The organism is Ensifer meliloti, from assembly GCF_030064585.1.
In the GTDB taxonomy this organism is placed as follows: Bacteria; Pseudomonadota; Alphaproteobacteria; order Rhizobiales; family Rhizobiaceae; genus Sinorhizobium; species Sinorhizobium meliloti.
Window position 1 is genome coordinate 862188 of sequence record NZ_CP120366.1, and the last position, 21642, is coordinate 883829.

The following is a 21642-nucleotide window of genomic DNA, read 5'->3' on the forward strand; positions in this document are numbered from 1 at the left end:
CACGTCTCTTGCTTATTGAGACGGAAGGCCGGCGCGCGCAAGGTCGGCCGATGCCTGATCCAGAATAGCGTTGTCTCGGAAGTTCCAAGCCTGCCGCCAGGACTGGATCGTCGCAGCCGGAGCCGACTTCAGCATCTTCGCCACGGCAGCTTGGGCCTCGGCGTCGCGCCCAAGACGCATATAGGCGATGGCTAATTGCAACGGAGCGTCGGCAAATTCCGTGGTCTTGAGTACCTCGACGGCTTCTTCGTTTTTGCCAAGGACGATGTAGATGAAACCTCGCACGTAGTTAAAAAACCAGGACAGTCCCGGGTCCCGAGCAGCTGCCGTGTCTGTCAGCTCCAGCGCCTTTTCGGGCTGACCGGCCTGTAGGAAGATACTTCCTGCATCGGTGAGGGTGAAGGCATTGTAGGGTGCGGCCGCGATGGCCTTGTTCATTGCCGCAATAGCGCCATCATGGTCCCGCTTGAGCGTCAGGAGCCAAGCATTGAGCCAATTTGCCAGTCTCGTTACCTGCGGGCTTAAGTTCTTGTCAGCGAGGACCTGATTGACCAACCGCTCCGCCTCCTGAAGATCTTTCTGCGGGTCAGAACTGTAAAGCAGCCCAACCTTTAGCCAATGAGACCACCCCAGCTCCACGGTCAGTAGGGAGGAGCCGGGAAACACCTTCAGACCCTGCCGTGAAATTTCGCCGGATCGCTCGAGACCTTCCTTTGTGTAGAGGTTCAGTTGGCTTTCCGCGCGCAGGTAGTAGTCGTATTCAGCGAGATTGGTGCTGTCCTTACCCCAGGCCTGACTGTAGTCGGCCTTGCGAATGGCTCCGAATTCACCCGTCATCGCCCCCACGATCTTGCCGGTCAACTCATCCTGGAGCGCCCACGGGTCGGTTCCGGCCTTGTCGAAGCGGTCTGCCCAGACATGGTCGCCCGTGTTGGCATTGACCAACTGCGCAACAATGCGGACCCTGTCGCCTTCTTTGCGCACACTACCCTCGACAACATAGCCAACGCCCAGCTCCTCGCCGATTTCGCGGATATCGCCTTCCTTCCCCTGGTAAGCAAAGGACGAGGTTCGCGATACGACCGCAATGTCGGAAAAGCGCGATAGGATAGCGATGACGTCGTTCGCCACTCCTTCTCCCAAATAGCCTAGGCTCTTGTCGGCACTCAGATCCTTGAATGGAAGCACGGCGACAGACGGGATTGTACTGGAAACCCCAGGAGACGACGTTGTCAACGGGCCATAGAGCGCCATCCACACGGCCGCTAGGGCCGCCATGATAGTCGCCGCGACGCCAAGTGGCCGCCATAGTCGCCTGCGCAAAAACCGTCGGCGTGGCTGCGCGTCGATGCGCACGTGGTAGACGTCGATAGGCTCTTCGATGTTCTTGACCTTCTGCCGCCCCGCGAAGTCGAAGCCAAACGCGAGCTTCTTCTCGACCTCCTTCGCCACCTTACCTGAAACGCAGATGCCGGCTGGAAGCGCGAGTTGCTCAAGCCTAGCTGCGACGTTCACGCCTTCACCGTACCGGTCCTCGCCGTCAACGATTACTTCTCCGGTATTGATGCCGATCCGAACGTCAAACCGTTCCTCCTCGGGGACTGCAGCATTGCGCTCTGTCATTCCGCGCTGGAGAGACACGGCACATTCGACGGCATCGATGACACTCCCAAACTCCGCCAGAAGGCCATCGCCCATGAGCTTGAAGACGCGCCCATGGTGCCTCGCAATCTCCGGTTCAAACAGTTCGGTGCGTCGCGTTCGAAGGCGTTCAAACGTCGCTGCTTCGTCTTTCTCCATCAAAGCGGAGTAGCCGACCACATCGGCGGCCACGATTGCAGATAACCTGCGTTCCATGTGCTAGTCCCCACATGAATTCCCGCCGAGCACTGTACATGACTCGGCCGAATATTTCACGGGAAGCTAATAAAGGTGCTTTTGACCAGAGCACTTTGGCGAGCCATATGCGCCCTCAGGTAGCCAACCTCGAGATGTTGGCTGCAGACGAATGAAACTCTTCTCCGAACCGGATGAGAGCGCAGGCGCTCCCGCTGGGCATTGGGTTCGCATGTTTCGCCACCTCTGCTTTTGGGCTACTGCCGCTCGGGGCCGCTGCTGCCGACGATCCCGAAATTGCGCGGGGGGAATATCTCGTCACAATGGGCGGCTGCATCGATTGCCACACACTGGGATATTTTTTTGGAAAACCGGACAGCTCACGCTTTCTCGGCGGGTCGGATGTAGGCTTCGAAATCCCCGGGGAGGGTGTTTTCGTCGGTCGCAACATCACGCCCGACAAGGAGACCGGCATCGGCAGTTGGAACAGGGAGCAGATCGTGACTGCCATTCAGACGGGGCAGCGCCCCGACGGCCGCATGCTGGCGCCGATCATGCCGTGGCACGCATTTGCGCAACTCACAAAAGAAGACGCAGGCGCAATTGCAGCATTCCTTCAAAGCCTGAAGCCGGTAAGCCATCAGGTGCCGGGCCCGTTCAAGCCAGGAGAAAAGGTATCGACCTTTATGTTCAGGATCTTGCCGCCGGGCGAAACTGCGGCCGCAGCGCCAAAATAGCCGTTGCACTCGTGAGACTTGGGCTCACGGTAACCGGTGTGCGGGATCCGGTTCAGCTGCGGAAAAGCAGTTCTGAAACCACATCCGAAGTGCTGCGATGTCAGTGCGCTGTTCCAGCCCCAAGGCGCAGGCAAAATGATAGGCGTCGCCGGCGAGTGATTGCGTGAATGGGGCCTCTAGCAAACCAGCAGCAAGTGCATCGGCTACGAGCACTCGACTGGCGATGACCACGCCTTGGCCGGCAATGGCCGCCTGGACGGCTAGCATGCTATCGGGAAATCGGGGGCCGGCACTGGTATCAAGGTCGGTGATGCCGGCCTGTTCACACCAGCGATTCCAATCGGGTTTCGGCGCCGGGCGGCTTCGCCCGTCGATGTGGATCAATGTGACGCGCCGCAGATCGCCAAGTTGCGATAGACCGAGGCTCGGGCTGCAAACCGGCGTCATCGCGTCGCTGCAAAGTTGCATACTGGCTGTGCCAGCGAATGGACCACGCCCGTAACGGATCGCGGTCTCGATGCCCCCGGAGCGCAATTCCTCGACCTTATTCGATGCGTGCAACCGTAAGTCGATATTCGGGATGGTTTGGCGCAGCGCATCCATCCGCGGCACCAGCCAGTGACTCAGAAACGCTATCGTTGAGGTCAGGGTGACCGTTGTCGGCGCCGTCTCAGCCAGCAGTCGTGTGACGACCCGCTCGATTTCGCCAAAACCGGCGGCCGTCGCCTCGTAAAGCGCCTTACCCCGCGGCGTCAGCGTCACGGCTCTGGGCGTCCGGTCCAGAACGCGCAGGCTCATATAGGCTTCGAGCTGTTTGATCTGATGGCTGATTGCCGTGGGGGTGACCAAAAGCTCTTCGGCTGCGGCCTTGAAGCTCGCGAGGCGCGCGGCGGCTTCAAAAGCGCGAAGCGCGGACAGGGGAGGCAAACGCGGGCGGTGCATGCTGAATCCAATTCATCTTAGAGCTGAGGATTCGGATTTTTATCGTTTAATAAGAATGGGCTACAGTGATGAAGGCTACGATACACCAAATCTAACTCATTAAAGTCGAGGTGCAAAATGGTAGAACTGATCGCAGGTCTCATCGATGTATTTGCGGATGCGCCGCTGACGGGGAATCCGCTGGCCGTGGTACAGGACGCGGACGGCCTGACGGATGACCAGATGCGACGGATCGCAGGCGAGTTCAATCAAGCCGAAACCACATTCCTCATGCGGAGCACACGGGCGGACTGGAAACTGCGATCATTCACTGCGAGCGGTGCAGAGGTGTTCGGTGCGGGTCACAATGCACTTGGGGCGTGGCTTTGGCTCGCAGAGAATGGCGACCTCGGTTCGCTGACCGCGGCCCGAACCTTTCAGCAGGAGATCGGTAGAGATGTTCTGCCGATTGAGCTCGAGTCGGTCGGCGGTCGCATCCACGGCCGCATGCGCCAGATGCCTTTGCGCTTGTCGGATCCGCTGGATGACGTCGCGCCTCTGGCTGACGCCCTCGGCCTCGATCCCAGAGACATTTTGCCCGAACCGCCTGCACGTCCGGCCGATACCGGAGCCACGCACCTTATGGTGCGCGTCCTGAATGTGGATTCCGTGGACAGAGCGCTGCCGGTCGCCGACAAATTGCTCGCCGTTCTTGAGAAGACGCCTGCGGAGGGCTGCTACATCTATGCCCTCGATGCTGATGCGCCGGATACCGCTTACGCTCGGTTTTTCAATCCCTCCGTCGGCCTCTGGGAGGATGCTGCAACCGGGACCGCAGCCGGCCCTCTGGCGGCCTATCTTGCCGCCACGGGAAACCTCACGAACAACGAACTGGTAATCGAGCAAGGCACCAAAATGGGCCGCCGCAGCATTCTGCGTATCCGACTTGCTCCCCTGCCGGAACTCTCCGGCGCCGGGATCGTCGTGGTCAAAGGAGTGATCCGGCTTTAGAGTCGGACTCGAAAAGGTTTCAACGATATCCATATCTTGCAAGGCGTCTGGTGAGCATGCGGATGTGGGCGATGGTGATCCACGCTTCTGCTGAAGCGACGGATTTTTCGAAGTCCTTGGCCAGTCGGCGGCATCGACCCAGCCAGGCGAAGGTCCGCTCGACGACCCAGCGGCGTGGCAGGATTTCAAAACCCTTGGCCTTGTCGGAACGTTTGATGATTTCGAGTGTCCATTTCCCGATTTTCTGCAGCCGCTTTTTGAGCTTGTCGCCCGCATAGCCGCCATCAGCGAAGACATGAAGCAACCACGGCCACCGGTTTTTGATGGATTTCAGGAGATCGGGAGCGCCGTCGCGATCCTGAATATCGGCGCTGTGCACCATGAGGCCGACCATCAGCCCGAGCGTGTCGACAATGATGTGGCGCTTGCGGCCCTTAATCTTCTTGCCTGCATCAAAGCCACGAATACCGCCGCTTTCCGTCGTTTTAACGCTTTGGCTGTCGATCGCGCCCGCTGTCGGCGAGGCTTCTTTCCCCTCCAGTTCCCGCGCCTCCATGACGAGGTGATGGTTGATCCGTGGCCAAAGACCCATTGCCCGCCATTCATAGAAATATCGCTGCACCGTCGAACAGGGCGGAAAGTCCTTCGGCAGCATCCGCCACTGGCAGCCTGTCGAAGCGATATAGAGAAGGGCGTTTAAAACATCGCGCAAATCAGTCTTGCGCGGACGACCCAGACGCCGTGGCGCAGGCATGAACGGTGCAACAAAATCCCATTCGCGATCCGTGACATCGCTTGCATATCCGCTCGTCCGCCGGACATAATTGCGCCGGGTGGTTTCAGTCCAGGCCATCGTGATCTCCATCGAATCTTTGCAAATCCGACGGAATCACAACTGGCTGAAATCACTCAATTCTTTTTGAGGCAGCCTCTTAGAGATCTTCCAGGAAAAGTGTGTAGCGGTTTCCGTGACACGCGTAGCCTCATGGACAGAGCGCCTCAGTGTTTCAATGAAACACTGAGGCGCTCTGGTCTTGCCGGAATTCTGCCGTCGAATCTGTCACATTGAACGACAGGAACTCGGCGTGCTCTCAAAAGCGCTTTTACGCACGCTCATTGAGATCGTCCATCGATCAAAGCACGGATACGTTTTCCGCCTTCGATTTTCCGGTCTTGCGATCTTGACCGACGTCGTAGCTGACTTTGTCACCCTCTTTCAGCGAACCGCCGTGTTGCAAGGCAGACACGTGAACGAAGACGTCCGTTCCGCCATCCTCAGGCGTGATGAAGCCAAAACCCTTGTCGTCGTTGAAAAATTTAACAGTACCTTTAGGCATGATAGTCCCTCCTTGCTCGCGCACTTTTGGCTCGCGTGCCGAACCTACAGCGCGAATGCTTTCCGATCAATGTCAGCAGCCTTTATGATCATTCCCACGTGTGATTACTTCGGTGACGAGGGATGACGGTCTCGTTTAGGCTGAGCTTGAATCCATGAAAGCGTTCCTTGGGATCAAAGCCGGTCATCCTGGAAATTGATACTTGTCAACTGATGCGATTCAGGGAAATCTCCGCCGGCTTCCGGGAGGACGACCATGGCAGAGAACATTCACACGCCTGAGCAGGCAAGCCGCCGCGAGTGGGTTGGCCTGTGCGTCCTGTCCATCGCATGCCTGATCTACTCGATGGACTTGTCGGTGCTGTTCCTCGCGGTGCCGGCGATCGTTGCGGACCTCGATCCGTCCGCATCGCAACTGCTCTGGATAAATGACATCTATGGCTTCATGGTCGCGGGCTTTCTCGTGACCATGGGAACGCTGGGAGACCGGATCGGTCGCCGGCGGGTGTTGCTGATGGGCGCTTTTGCTTTCGGCGTCGCATCCGCCTTCGCGGCTTTCTCAAATACCCCGGGGCAACTTATTCTGGCACGGGCCCTGCTTGGCATCGCCGGTGCGACGATCGCTCCCTCCACTCTGTCGCTCATCGTCAATCTCTTCAAAAATGAGGCGGAGCGGAACAGGGCGATCAGCATCTGGGGCACGGCCTTTGCGCTGGGCGGCCTCGTTGGCCCCCTCATCGGCGGAATTCTGCTACAGTATTTCCACTGGGGATCGGTGTTCCTGATCAACATACCAGTCATGCTCCTGCTTCTGGCGGTCGCCCCGTTTCTGCTGCCGGAATACAAGAACAATGATGCCGGCCGACTGGACTTATTGAGTGTCGTGCTTTCGCTCGCCACCGTTCTGCCGATCATCTACGGTTTCAAGCATATGGCTGCCGACGGCTTCCAGCTTGCCCAAATCGTCTACATCGGCTTGGGGCTTCTGGTCGGCCTCCTGTTTGTGAGGCGCCAGCGGCGCCTCAGCGATCCGTTGGTCGACCTCGCGCTCTTCCGGGTACCAGCGTTCACGGCCTCTCTGATGGTAAACCTCGCCGGTGTCTTCTTCGTCTTCGGCGTCTTTCTGTTTCAGAACCTCTTCCTGCAGCTTGTGCTTGGTCTGTCACCATTGGAAGCTGCACTTTGGTCTGCGCCATCGGCCCTAGTCTTCGCTGTCATGTCTTTCCAGGCCTACCGCTTCACCAACCGCTTCGGACCCGTCAGAACAGTGCTCGGCGGGCTTTTGGTCAATGCAGCGGGAGCTGCCGCCATGGCTATCGCCGCCTACGCCGAGAGCTTGATCGGGATCCTTGGCTCCAGCATGATCATCGGCTTCGGCTTCGTTCCGGTCGTCCTTACCACGACCGGCCTGATCGTCGGGACTGCACCGCCCGAACGGGCAGGCTCGGCTTCGGCCATATCGGAGACGAGCGCTGAATTTGGAGGCGCATTGGGCATCGCGGTGCTCGGCAGTTTGGCGACCCTGATCTATCGTATGGCGATGAACCGCGCCGACCTGAGCAGCCTCAATCCCGTGCAAGCCGAGGCCGTTTCTGCGACTCTTGCCGGCGCAGTCGAGACAGCTCGGTCGATGCCAGGTTCAACTTCCGCTGTCTGGCTGGAGACAGCGAAAGGCGGCTTCTCACTTGGCTTTGCCATCTGTTGCGTCGTTGCAACGGTGACGCTCCTTCTTCTCGCGATCGTCGCCCGGCGGGTATATGCCACCGCACACATCGACGAGAGCACATTGGCCCCTCATTAGACCACGATGATTTAGGATGGCAGGCAGAGAGGAGCGGGTAGTGTCCTCATCGGAGTCGGCGGATAGAATGGATTGAGCCGGTCTCGCCCAAACCTTTTGGCCTCGCCAACGTTCTACCTCCTTAATCGAAGGAGGTACCAATGAAATCCGAAACCGGGCAGAAGCAGCGCGATATCCAGAAACAGGTTGAAGGGGCCGACAAGAAGGAAAAGCCGAAGACCTCAGGAGCCATGCAGGCGGGCGCTCGACGTTATCCAGAGCCGCCATTCCCAAAGGTGCATCAGGACAAGCCAGGCTCAGAGGCTGATCTCCCCGTCGCGCCAATGTATGATGCACCGTTTTACAAGGGCTCAGACAAGCTGAAGGACAAGGTGGCGCTGATCACGGGGGGTGACTCCGGCATCGGTCGGTCGGTGGCAGTCCTCTTTGCCCGTGAAGGGGCGGACGTCGCCATCGTGCATCTCGATGAATCTCAGGACGCAGATGACACAAAGGCTGCTGTTGAGAAGGAGGGACGCAAGTGCCTTGTGATCAAAGGCGACGTCAAGGATGCGAGCTTCTGCCGAAAGGCAGTGGAAAAAACGGTGATGCAGCTTGGTCGCCTCGACATCCTCATCAACAACGCCGCCTTCCAGGTTCACACTCGTGACATCGAGGACCTGACCGACGAGCACTTCGACGAAACGCTGAAGACGAACCTCTACGGCTACTTCTACATGGCAAAGGCCGCTATTCCGCATTTGAAGAACGGCTCGGCAATCATCAACACTGGATCCGTCACGGGCCTTACCGGCTCGAAGGAACTTCTGGACTACTCCATGACCAAGGGGGGAATTCATGCCTTCACCCGTGCACTTTCGGGACATCTCGTGCCCAAAGGTATCCGCGTGAACGCCGTCGCCCCCGGCCCCGTCTGGACGCCTCTCAATCCATCGGACAAAGAGGCTGAAGATGTGGAGAAGTTCGGTTCCCAAACGCCAATGAAGCGGGCAGCGCAGCCAGAGGAAATTGCTCCGGCCTACGTCTTCCTCGCCTCTCCGCAAATGTCGAGCTACATCACGGGCGAGATTCTTCCGATCGTCGGCGGTTATTGATCTCGTCTTATAATCTCAGCGCTCTGGTTCAAATCGCCTCAGGGTGAGGGGAGAACTATCTGTCTCACGGTCGGCTAAGTGCGGAATTCCCGAAGGACCGTAGCGGCGGGAATGCCGCTTCGGTACTTTGGTAGGCGCTGCGGGTCAGCCTGGGGAGTCCAGGCAGGCCTCTTGCCATGCATGACCGAGTAGGCGGGAGGGCGATTGTCCTCCCCAATTTCTCGGGCGGCTTTCGGCGGTTCGTTTTCTCCAAGTCACGGGACCAGCAGTGATATCCGGGCGATCGTTTGCCGGTCCCGATAGCCCCGTTGGACGGTTGAGCGGAAGCCCGGCGGTCTCTGTCGCGATGTTCTATACGCCACCGTATATTGACGTATCTGCAACGGTGTAGTATACGCCGCCGTATAGTACGGATGGATCATCACGATGAGAACGGACTTAGTCAATCGCCCTCAAGATGGGAGCGCCGGCCGCAGCGCACTTCTGGTGGCATCCGCAGTCAATGCCGTTGCCGCCATTTACCACATCATTGGCGGGACGCCCGAGGTGATGTACCCCGTCTACTCGGCCAATCTGCCACCCTCCTCGGCCGGTGTGCTCGACATCTTGTGGTACCAGATGGCGGCGCTGATAGTGGGCAGTGCTGTGGCCACGCTGGTGGCGGCATTCCGTAGCGACTGGCGCTGGCCGGTAGCCTGGATAATCGGAGGCCATTTCCTGGTGGTTTCGGGTATCTGCCTGTTCTTCACCTTTGTCTGGTTCGGAAACCCGTGGGGCCTTATTCAATGGGCGATCTTCGGCCCGGTAGGCCTCATCATATTTTGGGCGGCCGCCCGTCCGGCGGAAAGAGCCGGCGCTCCAACCCTTTGAAACGACGCACTTCCGAACGGAAAACCGTTACACACTTTTCTGGAAGTGCCTAGCTTCGGCAGACGGGGCGGTGCGTGAGGCGGGTCGAATGGCAGATAAACAAGGTGGTCCAACAAAGGCCGATTGGGTCGCGGCCGGATTATCTGCTCTGACAGCCGGAGGCATTGAGGCGGTCAGGGTGGAACGTTTGGCCGTGATTCTTGGCGTGAGCAAAGGCCCGTTCTACTGGCGCTTCAAGAGTAGAGGCGAGCTTCTCGAGGCAATCATAGAGTTTTGGAAGCGTGACTTCACCGCCGATCTAATCGAACAGACTAGTCACTTCGACACACCGCGTAAACGCTTGGAGGCGTTGGCAGAACTCGCCGCCGTATCGACGTCTGGTGCTTTGGACGTTGCGAAAACAGAGTGCGCGCTTCGGGCGTGGGCGGCACAGGACCCATTGCCAAGGGCGGCAGTGCGGGAGGTGGATGCGATACGCACCAAACACCTCACGGAGGAGTTCAAACTTCTTGGCGCGCCGCACCCGTTGGCGGAACAACTTGCGAAAGCCATCTACCTGGCGCTCTTGGGGCTTTATACGGTTCGCCAATACACGCCGGAGCTCGCCGACGAGCAATCATATCTGACCGCCGTGAGGATCGCGCTCGACGCTGCACAGATACAGTCTCACTCGACCGAAGTCAGCGCGGCGAAAAGCAGGCTTGAGCCAGACATCTAAACACGTGAAGCAATTTTGCTTCGCTATCTGATCGCTAAGCCGCCTTCTGGTCGTCGGCCCGAGATAGCTTACGTAGCTGCGGCGGGCGCGACATCGTGATCCGACATCAAAGGTCTACGCGCCCCGCCATTGTTTCTTCCAACGGGTAGCCCGTCTCCAGAAGAGATTTGACGCTAGCAATGAGATGCGGCCATCCCTTCGACATAGCAGCGATGGCAACGGGAGTTTTCCACTTCGGATTATTGGAGGACCGGAGGACCGTCAGCTTTGCCGACGTGTCGATCATCTTCGATGACGTAGCTAACCTCGGAATGCCCCTCCTGGCGGAGCTCCTCGTGAAGCTCGTCGCGCCAGAAAATCACAAGCCTATTCGGTCGATCCGCCTCAATGACGTCTCCGGAATCCGCTGGCCGCCCATCCGGAGCAACCAGCCGCCATGGAGAGCCCCGCGACCAATCGCTTTCTTGCCAAGTGCCCGCCCAATACTGCCTGGTAACCTCCTGGATCGCGAGGGCTTGCCAAGGAACGTCGGGGCTGCAGCGGATGTAGGTGGAATATGTGAAACGTTCCTCATCGCCCGGTTCCTTTCGGTGGTATTCAGCGGGAGCCGGAGTTTGTCACGCCTCAGAACCTAGCGCGATTTCCATTTCACGCTCAGCCACGGCATGAAGGGCCCAAAAGTCAGGAATGCTTATTCCAGCGATCCGTTTCTCAAGGACTGCAAGATGCGCGTGCCAGCCACCACCGAAGTTGAGCGCATCCTCAGATCCACGAAGACCCGTGTGGGTCAGGACTAAGCGTGTTGTTCCGCTGTCTATCTCGGTCAGCGCGAACGTGACTTCCCCCGCCTTGCCGTCTTCCCATGTGAAGGCCAGGAGATGAGGTGGTTCATAGCGAGTAATGCGTTCGTGCCAGCGATGGCCAACATACGGTTTGTACCGGTCCGGCGTGGGAACGACCTCGTCCGAGAGACGGTCGTGATCCATGGTCAGCCCGAAGGCGCCGCCAACCTGCAGGTCCGTTGGACCCGACATGAACCAGCGCGCGCGGAGCTCGGGATCAACCAGGTACTGCCAAACGGTAGCGGCAGGTGCCGCGAGGATTCGTTCAAAGCGAAGCATGTCGGGCGAGATCTTGTCTGCAGTCATTGATTCAGCTCCTCCTTTAGGGCCTGTTCAAGCGCGTCAAGGCGAACGTTCCAGAACCGCTGCCACTGGGCGAGCCAGTCATTCGCCTCTTTCAAATTCCCGGCGTTCAGCCGGCAGATATTCTGGCGGCCAACCTTGCGTCGTTCGATGAGGCCGGCTCGCGCCAAGATCGCGACATGTTTTGCAGCGCCAGCGAGCGTCATCTGATAGGGCCGGGCGAGTTCGCTGATAGGCTTCTCACCAGATGTCAGAGCGGCAAGCATTCCCCTCCGGGTGGGATCCGCAAGGGCAGCGAATGTCAGAGTCAGCTTTTCGTCAACCATATGGTTTAGTATTGCTGAAACGGAAAAATGTCAACCGATTGGTTGAGCATTACCGGTTCGCATTTTCGCGGGGAAACAGCTCCTTCGACATGAAGGACCGTTCGAAGGTCCGCCGCGGGCGGCACCGATGGCCGGCCGAAATCCTGGTGATCGAGATTGCAGAAGACGTGCTCGACGACGAACTTCGCTATCTCCGCCGGAAATCTATCGCTGAAAGGAGGTCGACCCTCCGGTCAGACGATTGACGGCCTTTGGCCGTTTCGCGGAAAACCGTCACAAACTTTTCCTCGAATTGCTCTAAGGCACCTGGGATCCCGTCACGGCGACATAAACTGAATAAAGCGAGCGGGTTGCCGCAATGAACAGGCGGTTGCGCCTTGGACCGCCGAATGTGAGATTGGCGACGGTCTGCGGAACGAGAATCTTGCCGATCAGCTTGCCGGCAGTGTCGAAACAGTGCACGCCATCTCCGGCGCTCGACCAGAGATTTCCGTTCGCGTCCGTCCGGATGCCGTCCGGAATTCCTTTGTCGATGACGCAGAAGACGCGGCCGTTCGCAAGCCGGCCGCCATCCGTCAAGTCGAAGGCGCGTATGTGCCGAGGGAGGCGGTCGTCATGGCTCGCCGATGAATCCGCCACGTAGAGGATCTTTTCGTCGGGCGAGAAGGCGAGGCCGTTCGGCTGGGTGAAGTCCGTCACGACTGCCGAAAGCTCGCCGGTCTTCGGATCGAGCCGGTACACGTTGCGTGTCGGCTGCTCCGGGTCGGCGTGATAGCCTTCGTAGTCGGACATGATGCCGTAGGTGGGATCGGTGAACCAGATTGTGCCATCCGACTTCACCACCACGTCGTTCGGCGAATTGAGCCGCCTGCCTTCGAAGCGATCGGCGAGCACGGTGATCGAACCGTCCACCTCGGTGCGCGTGACGCGGCGCGTGCCGTGCTCGCAGGAGATGAGCCGCCCCCGCCTGTCGCGCGTATGTCCATTGGTAAAATTCGACGGTTGCCGATAGACGGAAACGCCGCCCTCCGGCGTCCATCGCAGAATGCGCTGATTGGGAATGTCGCTCCACAGGAGCTGGTTCGCGTCGTTGAACCAGACGGGACCTTCCGCCCAGCGGCAGCCGGAATAGAGCTCGTCGAGCCCAGCGCTGGTCACGATCATCTGCCGGAAGCGCGGGTCGTGGATTTCGTAGATGGAGGCCTCGGCCATGGCAGTCTTTCCGTTTATCGCATGCCCCGGCGACCGCCGGCGAGCATGATGACGCTGATGATGATGAGGCCGGTCATGATGAGGCGAATGCCTGCGCCGAGCCCATAGGTGTTGAGCATGGACACCACGAGGAACATGAAGAGCGATGCGCCCCAGATGCCGGGCACGTTGGAATCGCCGCCGGCGACCGCTGTGCCGCCGATCACGACGACGGCGATCGACATCAGAAGATATTCCGCGCCCATGTTGAGCGCCGCGCCGCCGGAGAAGCAGGCGAGCAGATAGCCGCTGATCGAAGCGAGCATGGCACAGAACAGGTAGGTGACGAAGCGCGTGCCGTCGACCGGGATGCCTGCCATGCGCGCGGCCGGCATGCTCTGGCCGATGGCCGAGATCCAGCGGCCGTAGATCGTCTTCTCGAGCAGGATCCAGGCGAGGATGGAGATCAGGACAGCGACGATCGCCACGTTCGGGACGCCAAGCGTATTCGTGGTGGTAAATTCCGCAAGCACGCTCGGGGGCTTGATACGAAGACCGCGGTTCGTCCAGATCGCGCCGGACTGGACGACGAAGCTCATGGAGAGCGTTGCGATAATTGGCGGGATGCGCAGCGCCTTGATAAGCGTATAGTTGCAAAGGCCGACGCCAAGACCAATGAAGACGGCAAGGAGAAAGCCGGGCAGGACCATGCCGTTTTCGACATTCATCAGCTTCAGTGCCACCGTGCCGGCGAGCGTCATGGTGGCGGGAACCGAGAGGTCGATGTTTCCGGGGCCGAGGGTGATGACGAACATCTGCCCGATGCCGACGATCACCGAGAAGGCCGCAAAGGTGAGCGCTGCCTGCGACAGTCCGAGCGTGCCGGCGCCGCCCGTCACCATGATCGTCAGGAACCAGACGATAAAGGCGGCAAGCCACGACCAGACCCAGGGTTTGCCGAACTGGCGAATAAGCGCGTTCATCGGCGTTTCTCCCGCCTCTCGAGGCGGTTCAGCATCAGGCGGAGCGCGAGCACGATGATCAGAATCGCACCCTGCGCCCCAATCTGCCAATCCGGTGAGATGCGCAGGAAAGAGAGGAACGAGCCGGCAAGCGTCAGAGTTAGCGCCCCGATGACGGCGCCAATGGGAGAGACGCGGCCGCCTGTGAATTCACCGCCCCCGAGGATGACGCCGGCGATCGACAGCAGCGTGTAGCGCAGCGCGATATTGGCATCGGCCGAAGTGGTCAAGCCGACGAGGGCGATGCCGGCTAGAACCGCAAAGAGGCCGGCGAGGGCATAGGCGGTCGCGCGCGCAGCGACGATCGACCAGCCGGCGCGCTCCACCGAGCGCTGGTTGCCGCCGACGCCACGGATCAGAACGCCGAGCGAGGACCGCTTGACGATGAAATGCGCAATGACGGCGATTATGATGCTGGCGACGATCGCCATCGGGGCCAGGGGCGGCTTGACGGTCATCAGCCACCGCACCCAGTCGGGCGCCTGCCCGCCCGGTGCCGGCAGCAACAGCACCGCAAGGCCGCCCCAGACGAAGCTCATGCCGAGGGTGACGACGATGGACGGCAGGTTGCGCAAATGGATGACGACGCCGATCGCCGCATAGGCTGCGACCGCGCCGGCGAGGATCAGGATGCCGATTGCCGGCGCGTCCCGCAGGAAAGTCGCGGTCACGCAGGCGACGAAGCTGACGAAGGCGCCCATCGAGAGATCGAGATCGTTCACCGCCATCACGAGCATCTGCGCGACCGTCGCGAGCGCGATCGGCACGGCCAGGTTGAACAGCAGGTTAAGGCCGATATAGCTCATGGCGCGCGGTTGCAGCCAGAACACCGCGGCCAGCAGCAGCGACAGCGATAGAGCGGGAATGACAAGGCGAATGGCGTCGGAGGACAGGCGGAACGTCATGCGGTCCCCTCGAAGGAGGCGGAGATAATGTTCGCTTCGTCGACGGCATCGCCGCCGAGTTCGGCCGTGATGCGGCCCTCGCGGAACACATAGACCCGGTCGCAGAGGCAAACCTCGTCCATTTCCGTCGAGTACCAGATGAAGGTGCGGCCGGCCGCCGCCTCCTCGCGTATGATCGCATAGACTTCCTGCTTGGTCCCGACGTCCACGCCGCGCATCGGATCGTCCATCAGAACGATTGGTGCGCGCGTGGCGAGTGCACGGGCGAAGAGCACCTTCTGCTGGTTGCCGCCGGAAAGCGACAGGATGCGGTTATTCAAATCGGGCGTGCGTATTTCGATCCGTTCTTTCCAGGCCGTTCCCCTCGTCTTTTCGCCGGCCTCGAGGACGAGACCGCGGCGGGACATGTCACCGAGCGAGGCGATGGAGAAGTTACGCAGGATGCTCCACAGTTCGAAAACCCCATTGAGGCGGCGGTCGCCGGCGACGAAGGTGACGAGCGGATTACCCTGCGGCAGCCAGTTGCCGGACCGGGCGGCATGCAGCGCGAGGAGGAGTTCGGTCTGTCCGTGGCCAGCCAGGCCAGCGAGGCCGATGATCTCGCCGGTGCGCGCCGTGAATGGAATACCCGCTGCCTGATGGGACAGAATGACTGGTGTCGCGGATTGGTCGCGCACCGGTCGCTGCCGCGTTTCCGCCTTCGCTACGCTCCCCATTGCCTCCACGAGCCCATGATGGTCGAAGCGGCGCGCCGGACGTTCGGCGACGACGCGGCCGTCCTTCATGACGACGATACGGTCGGCGGTCTCGAGGATCTCGTGCAGGATATGCGAGATGAAGATGACGGATCCGCCCGCGGCGATGAAGCGGCGGACATGGTCGAGCATCTGACGGGCGAGGCTTGCATCGAGCGACGATGTCGGTTCGTCCAGGATCACCAGCCGCGCGGGAGTGCCGGCATCGGAAAAGGCCAAAGCGATTTCGACCATCTGCCGTTCGGCGATCGAAAGATCTCCCACAGTCCGGCCGCTGTCGATGCCATGGCCGGGGAAGACCGCGTCGAGGCTCTTCTCGATGATCTTCGCAGCCCGCAAACGCCAGCCGAATCCGCCGAGAGTGCGATGTACAAGACGGGTGTTCTCAACGATGGAGAGGTTGGGGCAGAGGGACAGCTCCTGAAAGACGCAACGCACGCCTCGGTCGCGGGCGGCATTGATGCCGTAGCGTTCCTGCCGCTCGCCGTCACTCGTGACGATTCCGTGGTGCGGCGTGAGGCCGCCATTGATCACGCTGACGATCGTGGACTTGCCGGCCCCATTATGTCCGACGAGCCCAACGCATTCGCCGGGCATGACACGAAGCGTGACGCCGTCGAGCGCCTTGACTGCGCCGAAGCTCACTTTGGCGCCGTCGACCGCAATGATCGCCTTCGCTACGTCGTCCATACTGCTCGCCATCATCTGCTCAACAAGACTGCCGCGCGGTCATCTAGGGCCACGCGGCAGCCACCGGGAGATTTTCACTTTGCCGACTCGATGACCTTGATCGCGTCTTCCTGCGTGTACTCCACATTGGCGACGCCACCGGCCTGCGTATTTGCGAGGTTCGCTTCGAGATTGTCCTGATCTATGCGCAGAAAGGGAACGACGAGGTCCTTCTTTACCTCCTTGCCGTCGAGGATCTGCTGGGCGACCCAGAAGGCGAGAGTGGAGACACCAGGCGCTATCGAGACCGACATGGTCTCATAGCCGTTCGCATCCTTCTGCTCTTTCCACCATTTCAGTTCATCCTCGCGATTGCCCATCACGATGATCGGCATCTTCCGGTCGGTCGCGGCGATGGCCTGCGCGGCACCATAACCGTCTCCGCCCTGCGTCACCACGCCGACAATGTCAGGCAAGCTCGGCAGGATGCCGGCAACGGCCTTCTGCGCCACGTCTTGCGCCCAGTCTCCGTGCACGGAGCCGGCGATCTTGAACTGGGGGAACTGCTTGACGCCCTCATGGATGCCGGCCGAGATCTCGTCGTCGACGAATACGCCGGCAAGGCCGCGGATCTCGAGCAGATTGCCGCCGTCCGGAAGCTTGTTCGAAAGATACTCGACCTGACTGCGGCCCATTTCCTTGAAATCGACGGCAATGCGCCAGGCGCAGGGTTCGGTCACGATGCCGTCGAAGGAGACGACGGTAATGCCGGCATCGCAGGCCTCCTTGACCGCGCCGTTCAGCGCTGTCGGGGAGGCGGCGTTCAGCACGATCGCGTCATAGCCCTGCAGGATCATGTTCTGGATCTGCGCGGCCTGTTCCGTTGCCTGGTTCTCGGCGGTGGTGAAGGCGTCGGCCGAGGCGACGATGCCGGCCTTCACGGCTTCGCCCGTCACCTTTTCCCAACTCGTCAGCATGGCCTGGCGCCACGAATTGCCGGCATAGTTGTTCGAAAGGGCGATCTTCTTGGCCGAGGTGTCGGCAAATGCGGAGGCGGGCATCGCGGCGCAAGTGATCGCGGCCGATGCCAGAAGCATCTTACGGATGGTCATGTCTCTCTCCCTCATGATCGCCTGGCAGGCGATCGCTTCACCCGTCCCGGCCAATCGGTTCGAGTGAGATTGTTCTTGCACTGAGCTTCCTCCTCTCAGTAAGGGCAGGATGCGGGAGATCGGCGGACCTGTACAGGCGCAAGGCGGCAAGATGTTTGCGGGTTTTGCGGTACAAGCTGCGGGTTTACGCAAGACGGCGGCGCTCCCGCGGGCGCTTACTGGCAAAGCGATTGCGGCGGGTTGAGGAGCCTGCCGTTTCTGGAGGAACCCACCATGCTGCATTCCGCACCCGCAGCCATGTTTGATCATTATCTCGGCATCTCCCGGCTGCTTGCGGGCCAGCTCGACTTTCGCTCGGCCATTCGCTCCGTCGCAGCGGAGGTCGCGCACATCATCCCGCACGACCATCTCGATGTCTGTGTGCTCCTCGAGGACGGCAACTATCACACCGCCTATGAGACGGGCATTGAGACCGCCTGGGGCGACCTCGCCGGCGCACCTGTCGTCAACAGTCCGATCCGCTCCCTTCTATGGGGTGAAGTGGACTTCCTGCTGGCCGACGACGCAATGACCGACCCGCGCTTCCATTTCGACGGCGCGTTCAAGCGGCCGATCGTCGAACAGTCGCTGAGGAGCCGTCTGCATGTACCGATGAAGGTGCAGGGCGCGATCATCGCGGCGCTTTCATGTTCCTCGCAGGAAGCGGGTGCCTATACGATGGAGGACGTCGAGCGGGCCCGCATCATCGCAGACCTGCTTACGCCCTATTTCTTCGCGCTGCGGGCGGCCGAGCAAGCGCAACGGTCGGCGATCGTGGAGGCAGAGGCCAGGGCCCGCGAGGAGGGCCTGCGGCTGGGTGCGTTGAAACTCACCGAAGCATTGGAGCAGGAGCGCCAGCGCATCGGCATGGACCTGCACGACCAGACCCTCGCCGACCTGACGCGTCTCGCCCGCAGGATCGATCGGCTGTCGCGCAACGGCGAGGTGGCGCCGGAGGCACTGGAGCCCGTCTCCCGCTCCCTGCAGCATTGCATGCAGGACCTGCGGCAGATCATCGAGCAGGCAAAGCCTTCCGTTCTCCAGCTCTTCGGACTTACCCAGGCGATCGAGCACCACCTGGACCGCTCGACCCGGGACACGGGCTCCATCATCGAATGGGGCCTTGCCGACGAGACGAATGGCGCGCTGGAACGGCTGGAGCCGACCGTCATTGTCGCGCTGTTCCGCATCGCTCAGGAGGCGATCAACAATGCCGTGCGCCACGCTGCTCCGCTTGCCGTCAAGGTGCGGCTCGACGCCGACGACGACCGGTTGTCGATCGAGATTTCGGATGATGGAACCGGACTTGCCAAAACGCGGGGACGGATCGGCGAGGGCATCGACAACATGAAGACCCGGGCGCGACTGATTTCCGCGCGTTTCACGATCGGTCCGGGCCACAATAATCGCGGCACCGTGGTCCGCGTGGTGCTGCCGCTCGCGCCGCACGACTCGGGCTCAATTGAGGAGAGGGCGGAATGAAGGTTCTGATCGTCGAGGACGACCCGTTGCATCGCTCCTACCTGCATGAGGCGGTCAATGCCGCCCTGCCGGAATGCGACACTGTGATCGAGGCGGAAAATGGAACGGTGGGCGAGAAGCTCGCCCGTGAGCATAAATCAGCGCATATCGTCATGGATCTGCAGATGGCGAGCCGCAATGGCATCGAGGCGGCGCGCACGATCTGGAAGGAACGGCCGGAGACCCGCATCCTGTTCTGGTCGAATTACTCGGACGAGGCGTATGTGCGCGGCGTCTCGCGCATCGTTCCGGATGGAGCTGCCTATGGCTACGTCCTGAAATCCGCGTCCGACGAGCGGCTGAAGCTTGCACTGCGCTCGATCTTCATCGAGAGCCAATGCGTCATCGATCGGGAGGTGCGGGGTCTTCAGCAGAAGAGCCTCGGCCAGACGAACGGGTTTAACGATTCCGAATACGAGATCCTCGTCGACATCGCACTTGGTCTTACCGACAGGGCTATTGCCAGGCGCCGCGGCCTGTCGCTGCGCAGCGTACAGAATCGCCTGCAGCAGCTTTACGACAAGCTCGACGTCTACCAGGCCGCTAGCGATGACAATGACGACGGCCGCTTCAATCTGCGTGCCCGCGCCATCACGATCGCCTTCCTGCGCAAACTCCTGAACTACAGCGCGCTGGAGCGGGCGGAAGTGGAACTGCAGGAGTGGTTGGACGGAAAATAGTCTCCAGGCGTTGCTTCAGTCTGGCCTTGGTGAACCGCTCTGGAGAACCGTATTCCCTTGCTCTATTTCCTGCTGTGTTATGCCTTTTCACAAAAAAGGTATAACGGCAGGACGCCTCCATGCTGAAGTCGATCGATCTCATGTATCAGGCGATGCTCGCGGAACTGGGGCAGCGGTCGCTCGACGCGGCATGGTCTGCGGACTTTCCCTCGGATGGTCGCTTCACTCCCCTTACGGTGAAGCAGCGACGATATTGGTATTTCGATCGGCCTGACGGTAAAAGTGGTAGGACACGCGACTATGTAGGTCCTGCGAGCGATCCCGAAATCGCAAAACGTGTCGAGGAGTTCAAAGCGCAAAAGGACGACCTTCGGGCACGGCGTCGAATGGTGTCCACCCTCACCCGCGAAGGCGGAATGGTTGCGCCGGATAGAATGTCGGGGGATGTCATTGAGGCGCTTGCATCCGGGGGCCTGTTCCGGCTCCGGGGTATCCTGATCGGCACAATCGCATTTCAGACTTACGCCGGAGTCCTGTCAGTGCGCCTCCCGGGTCATTCGATCATGACGGGCGACGCGGACGTCGCGCAGGATTTCGCTGTCAGCCGCGAAGTCGGCGACAGCATGCCGCCGATCCTACAATTGCTGCAGTCGGTCGACCCGACCTTTCGGCCTGTCCCACATCGATCCGGACAAGCCGCCTTCTCGAGCTTTCAAAACAAGAATAGCTATAAGGTCGAATTCCTGACGAACCGGTCCTCCGATGACTACATGGACCAGCCGGCAAGAATGCCGGCGCTGGGCGGCGCCAGTGCGGATCCACTTCGATTTCTCGATTTCTTGATCCGCGATCCGGTCAGAACGGTCGTGCTGCACAAGAGCGGAATCCCAGTAACGGTCCCTGATCCGTCTCGGTATGCCGTTCACAAGCTGATCGTGGCCTCGCGCCGCCACAACGACGGCCAAAGTGCGGTCAAGAGGGACAAGGACATCCGGCAGGCTGGGATACTGTTCGAAGCTATTCTGCAGACCCGCCGAAGCTCCGACCTTGCGCTAGTATACAATGAAGCATGGCAACGCGGCGACGCATGGAGGGCAGGCATCCGAGCAGGAGCCGCCATGCTGCCGGACGAAGGCAGGAAGCACCTTAAGGCCTGTCTGAGGACAGGAGCCGTCGAGATCGATGAAGACGTCTCCCTACCGTTTTAATTGCATGGAGTGGGGAAAGGGGGAGTAGTGATTTGGCCAGCGATCATCAGGGACCATCGCAGCGCGGCTTTCTTGATGATTGTGATGCTGCTGCCTCAATGGCTCCCGAGGCCTGAGAACTTTTGGCGTTCGCGAATGTAAGCGATGGCGGCCGCTTCGAGGCTTTTGCACTCCTCCTCGGATTTGAGCAGGGCGGCGTCGTCTATTGATGCTGCACATCGCAGAACGTCGCGCCGTAGGCACGCATGCTCGTAGACCTCGCATAGCTTCAAGAAAGTGAGGTCATGGATCATCCAGGCACTGTCGCGAACATCAGGTGCCGCCAACAGCAGCCGAGCCATTCCAGCCTTCTGCACGTCCATTGTTACGCCCTGTATCCATCGACGAGGTGAATGCGCAATGGCTGTTGCTGAAAAATGGTTCCATGAGTGCACCGAGGCGGCGGCTTCTCGATCACGGCCGGCAAAACAACGAGGGCCGTACCCACTCGTGCGGGAAGCACCGTCATTCCGAGCTTGCTTCAGGTCTATCGCCGGGTTCGATCAATGTTGAAATCTGCTCGATCGGCATTGCAGCCAAGGTTTTGATGTCCTCGGCCAGCGCGGCGAGCTGTGCCGCTATTTCCAAAAGGTCGGAAGCAGAATTTTTCTCGCCGTTGTGATTCGTATCGCGGTCGTCCATGTCCCAATCCCCAAGCAACGGGTGGTTGCATAGCCTCGCGAGTTAAGGTCTGCCGTGGAAATCA

General features: G+C 60.2%; 23 protein-coding genes. 9 read left to right on the forward strand and 14 right to left on the reverse strand.

What is annotated here, in order from left to right; all coding sequences use genetic code 11:
• Window positions 1-12: 12 nt before the first annotated feature.
• On the reverse strand, window positions 13-1857 hold the full coding sequence (locus tag PZL22_RS28680; RefSeq protein WP_127641163.1) for an adenylate/guanylate cyclase domain-containing protein: 1845 nt from the start codon (window positions 1855-1857) through the stop codon (window positions 13-15).
• A 173-nt stretch (window positions 1858-2030) separates the two neighbouring features.
• Between PZL22_RS28680 and PZL22_RS28685 the strand changes: the two genes are divergently transcribed.
• Window positions 2031-2573 carry a c-type cytochrome gene (locus PZL22_RS28685; RefSeq protein ID WP_028005041.1) on the forward strand — a complete coding sequence of 181 codons (543 nt, stop codon included), beginning with the start codon at window positions 2031-2033 and terminating at the stop codon, window positions 2571-2573.
• A 24-nt stretch (window positions 2574-2597) separates the two neighbouring features.
• On the opposite strand, the gene PZL22_RS28690 is transcribed toward PZL22_RS28685, so the two are convergent.
• Entirely contained in the window at window positions 2598-3515 is a 918-nt protein-coding gene (locus PZL22_RS28690; RefSeq protein ID WP_127524818.1) for a LysR substrate-binding domain-containing protein, read from the reverse strand.
• A gap of 117 nt (window positions 3516-3632) precedes the next feature.
• Here PZL22_RS28690 and PZL22_RS28695 point away from each other — a divergent pair, with 117 nt between their 5' ends.
• A complete protein-coding gene (locus PZL22_RS28695) occupies window positions 3633-4505 on the forward strand; it encodes a PhzF family protein (protein WP_127508545.1) in 873 nt (290 codons plus the stop codon).
• 19 nt (window positions 4506-4524) lie between these two features.
• On the opposite strand, the gene PZL22_RS28700 is transcribed toward PZL22_RS28695, so the two are convergent.
• Both PZL22_RS28700 and PZL22_RS28705 read right to left on the reverse strand, forming a co-directional pair.
• Window positions 4525-5358 (reverse strand): IS5-like element ISRm4-1 family transposase, encoded by an 834-nt coding sequence (locus PZL22_RS28700; protein ID WP_013851057.1) that lies wholly within the window; start codon window positions 5356-5358, stop codon window positions 4525-4527.
• 280 nt (window positions 5359-5638) lie between these two features.
• The gene (locus tag PZL22_RS28705; protein ID WP_010967097.1) at window positions 5639-5842 is read right to left on the reverse strand and encodes a cold-shock protein; all 204 of its coding nucleotides are present in this window, start codon (window positions 5840-5842) and stop codon (window positions 5639-5641) included.
• A 255-nt stretch (window positions 5843-6097) separates the two neighbouring features.
• Between PZL22_RS28705 and PZL22_RS28710 the strand changes: the two genes are divergently transcribed.
• The 4 genes from PZL22_RS28710 (at window position 6098) to PZL22_RS28725 (ending at window position 10324) form a co-directional block, all read left to right on the forward strand.
• Entirely contained in the window at window positions 6098-7642 is a 1545-nt protein-coding gene (locus PZL22_RS28710; protein ID WP_014990345.1) for an MFS transporter, read from the forward strand.
• A gap of 140 nt (window positions 7643-7782) precedes the next feature.
• Window positions 7783-8736: an SDR family oxidoreductase gene (locus tag PZL22_RS28715; RefSeq protein ID WP_010967099.1), complete on the forward strand. Its 954-nt coding sequence runs from the start codon at window positions 7783-7785 to the stop codon at window positions 8734-8736.
• 426 nt (window positions 8737-9162) lie between these two features.
• Window positions 9163-9606: a hypothetical protein gene (locus PZL22_RS28720; RefSeq protein ID WP_010967100.1), complete on the forward strand. Its 444-nt coding sequence runs from the start codon at window positions 9163-9165 to the stop codon at window positions 9604-9606.
• Between the two features lie 88 nt (window positions 9607-9694).
• Complete coding sequence (locus PZL22_RS28725; RefSeq protein WP_014528210.1) at window positions 9695-10324, forward strand: TetR/AcrR family transcriptional regulator; 630 nt, start codon at window positions 9695-9697, stop codon at window positions 10322-10324.
• Window positions 10325-10563: 239 nt separating this feature from the next.
• Here PZL22_RS28725 and PZL22_RS28730 read toward each other — a convergent pair whose 3' ends face one another.
• The 8 genes from PZL22_RS28730 to PZL22_RS28765 all read right to left on the reverse strand — a co-directional run bounded on the left by PZL22_RS28730 (window position 10564) and on the right by PZL22_RS28765 (window position 17449).
• Complete coding sequence (locus PZL22_RS28730) at window positions 10564-10869, reverse strand: SRPBCC domain-containing protein (RefSeq protein WP_201271826.1); 306 nt, start codon at window positions 10867-10869, stop codon at window positions 10564-10566.
• Between the two features lie 72 nt (window positions 10870-10941).
• Window positions 10942-11472, reverse strand: coding sequence for an SRPBCC family protein (locus PZL22_RS28735; protein WP_014990344.1), 531 nt, complete (start codon window positions 11470-11472; stop codon window positions 10942-10944).
• The gene (locus PZL22_RS28740) at window positions 11469-11795 is read right to left on the reverse strand and encodes an ArsR/SmtB family transcription factor (RefSeq protein WP_003525245.1); all 327 of its coding nucleotides are present in this window, start codon (window positions 11793-11795) and stop codon (window positions 11469-11471) included. The genes PZL22_RS28735 and PZL22_RS28740 overlap by 4 nt, the downstream gene beginning before the upstream one ends.
• A gap of 297 nt (window positions 11796-12092) precedes the next feature.
• On the reverse strand, window positions 12093-13007 hold the full coding sequence (locus PZL22_RS28745; RefSeq protein WP_014528212.1) for an SMP-30/gluconolactonase/LRE family protein: 915 nt from the start codon (window positions 13005-13007) through the stop codon (window positions 12093-12095).
• A 14-nt stretch (window positions 13008-13021) separates the two neighbouring features.
• Window positions 13022-13969: an ABC transporter permease gene (locus PZL22_RS28750; RefSeq protein WP_014528213.1), complete on the reverse strand. Its 948-nt coding sequence runs from the start codon at window positions 13967-13969 to the stop codon at window positions 13022-13024.
• A complete protein-coding gene (locus PZL22_RS28755) occupies window positions 13966-14913 on the reverse strand; it encodes an ABC transporter permease (protein WP_014528214.1) in 948 nt (315 codons plus the stop codon). The genes PZL22_RS28750 and PZL22_RS28755 overlap by 4 nt, the downstream gene beginning before the upstream one ends.
• Window positions 14910-16370: a sugar ABC transporter ATP-binding protein gene (locus PZL22_RS28760; RefSeq protein WP_164780862.1), complete on the reverse strand. Its 1461-nt coding sequence runs from the start codon at window positions 16368-16370 to the stop codon at window positions 14910-14912. The genes PZL22_RS28755 and PZL22_RS28760 overlap by 4 nt, the downstream gene beginning before the upstream one ends.
• A 62-nt stretch (window positions 16371-16432) precedes the next feature.
• Window positions 16433-17449 carry an ABC transporter substrate-binding protein gene (locus PZL22_RS28765; protein WP_010967108.1) on the reverse strand — a complete coding sequence of 339 codons (1017 nt, stop codon included), beginning with the start codon at window positions 17447-17449 and terminating at the stop codon, window positions 16433-16435.
• A gap of 273 nt (window positions 17450-17722) precedes the next feature.
• Between PZL22_RS28765 and PZL22_RS28770 the strand changes: the two genes are divergently transcribed.
• From PZL22_RS28770 to PZL22_RS28780, 3 genes are all read left to right on the forward strand, one after another.
• Window positions 17723-18970 carry a GAF domain-containing sensor histidine kinase gene (locus tag PZL22_RS28770; RefSeq protein WP_010967109.1) on the forward strand — a complete coding sequence of 416 codons (1248 nt, stop codon included), beginning with the start codon at window positions 17723-17725 and terminating at the stop codon, window positions 18968-18970.
• Window positions 18967-19689: a response regulator transcription factor gene (locus PZL22_RS28775; protein WP_014528217.1), complete on the forward strand. Its 723-nt coding sequence runs from the start codon at window positions 18967-18969 to the stop codon at window positions 19687-19689. Before PZL22_RS28770 ends, PZL22_RS28775 begins: the two co-directional genes overlap by 4 nt.
• 122 nt (window positions 19690-19811) lie before the next feature.
• Window positions 19812-20897: a nucleotidyltransferase family protein gene (locus PZL22_RS28780; protein WP_164820602.1), complete on the forward strand. Its 1086-nt coding sequence runs from the start codon at window positions 19812-19814 to the stop codon at window positions 20895-20897.
• A 95-nt stretch (window positions 20898-20992) separates the two neighbouring features.
• On the opposite strand, the gene PZL22_RS28785 is transcribed toward PZL22_RS28780, so the two are convergent.
• Window positions 20993-21259: a hypothetical protein gene (locus tag PZL22_RS28785; RefSeq protein ID WP_010967112.1), complete on the reverse strand. Its 267-nt coding sequence runs from the start codon at window positions 21257-21259 to the stop codon at window positions 20993-20995.
• Window positions 21260-21401: 142 nt separating this feature from the next.
• Complete coding sequence (locus PZL22_RS28790; protein WP_013845102.1) at window positions 21402-21578, reverse strand: hypothetical protein; 177 nt, start codon at window positions 21576-21578, stop codon at window positions 21402-21404.
• Between the last annotated feature and the right edge of the window lie 64 nt (window positions 21579-21642).

Excerpts from the sequence above, each read along its gene's own strand:
- PZL22_RS28695 (WP_127508545.1), top strand. The coding sequence starts at position 3,633 with ATGGTAGAACTGATCGCAGGTCTCATCGATGTATTTGCGGATGCGCCG.
- PZL22_RS28700 (WP_013851057.1), bottom strand. The coding sequence starts at position 5,358 with ATGGCCTGGACTGAAACCACCCGGCGCAATTATGTCCGGCGGACGAGC.
- PZL22_RS28790 (WP_013845102.1), bottom strand. The coding sequence starts at position 21,578 with ATGGACGACCGCGATACGAATCACAACGGCGAGAAAAATTCTGCTTCC.
- PZL22_RS28705 (WP_010967097.1), bottom strand. The coding sequence starts at position 5,842 with ATGCCTAAAGGTACTGTTAAATTTTTCAACGACGACAAGGGTTTTGGC.
- PZL22_RS28710 (WP_014990345.1), top strand. The coding sequence starts at position 6,098 with ATGGCAGAGAACATTCACACGCCTGAGCAGGCAAGCCGCCGCGAGTGG.
- PZL22_RS28715 (WP_010967099.1), top strand. The coding sequence starts at position 7,783 with ATGAAATCCGAAACCGGGCAGAAGCAGCGCGATATCCAGAAACAGGTT.
- PZL22_RS28785 (WP_010967112.1), bottom strand. The coding sequence starts at position 21,259 with ATGGACGTGCAGAAGGCTGGAATGGCTCGGCTGCTGTTGGCGGCACCT.
- PZL22_RS28760 (WP_164780862.1), bottom strand. The coding sequence starts at position 16,370 with ATGGCGAGCAGTATGGACGACGTAGCGAAGGCGATCATTGCGGTCGAC.
- PZL22_RS28725 (WP_014528210.1), top strand. The coding sequence starts at position 9,695 with ATGGCAGATAAACAAGGTGGTCCAACAAAGGCCGATTGGGTCGCGGCC.
- PZL22_RS28685 (WP_028005041.1), top strand. The coding sequence starts at position 2,031 with ATGAGAGCGCAGGCGCTCCCGCTGGGCATTGGGTTCGCATGTTTCGCC.
- PZL22_RS28740 (WP_003525245.1), bottom strand. The coding sequence starts at position 11,795 with ATGGTTGACGAAAAGCTGACTCTGACATTCGCTGCCCTTGCGGATCCC.
- PZL22_RS28680 (WP_127641163.1), bottom strand. The coding sequence starts at position 1,857 with ATGGAACGCAGGTTATCTGCAATCGTGGCCGCCGATGTGGTCGGCTAC.
- PZL22_RS28775 (WP_014528217.1), top strand. The coding sequence starts at position 18,967 with ATGAAGGTTCTGATCGTCGAGGACGACCCGTTGCATCGCTCCTACCTG.
- PZL22_RS28735 (WP_014990344.1), bottom strand. The coding sequence starts at position 11,472 with ATGACTGCAGACAAGATCTCGCCCGACATGCTTCGCTTTGAACGAATC.
- PZL22_RS28745 (WP_014528212.1), bottom strand. The coding sequence starts at position 13,007 with ATGGCCGAGGCCTCCATCTACGAAATCCACGACCCGCGCTTCCGGCAG.
- PZL22_RS28755 (WP_014528214.1), bottom strand. The coding sequence starts at position 14,913 with ATGACGTTCCGCCTGTCCTCCGACGCCATTCGCCTTGTCATTCCCGCT.
- PZL22_RS28720 (WP_010967100.1), top strand. The coding sequence starts at position 9,163 with ATGAGAACGGACTTAGTCAATCGCCCTCAAGATGGGAGCGCCGGCCGC.
- PZL22_RS28750 (WP_014528213.1), bottom strand. The coding sequence starts at position 13,969 with ATGAACGCGCTTATTCGCCAGTTCGGCAAACCCTGGGTCTGGTCGTGG.
- PZL22_RS28765 (WP_010967108.1), bottom strand. The coding sequence starts at position 17,449 with ATGACCATCCGTAAGATGCTTCTGGCATCGGCCGCGATCACTTGCGCC.
- PZL22_RS28690 (WP_127524818.1), bottom strand. The coding sequence starts at position 3,515 with ATGCACCGCCCGCGTTTGCCTCCCCTGTCCGCGCTTCGCGCTTTTGAA.
- PZL22_RS28770 (WP_010967109.1), top strand. The coding sequence starts at position 17,723 with ATGCTGCATTCCGCACCCGCAGCCATGTTTGATCATTATCTCGGCATC.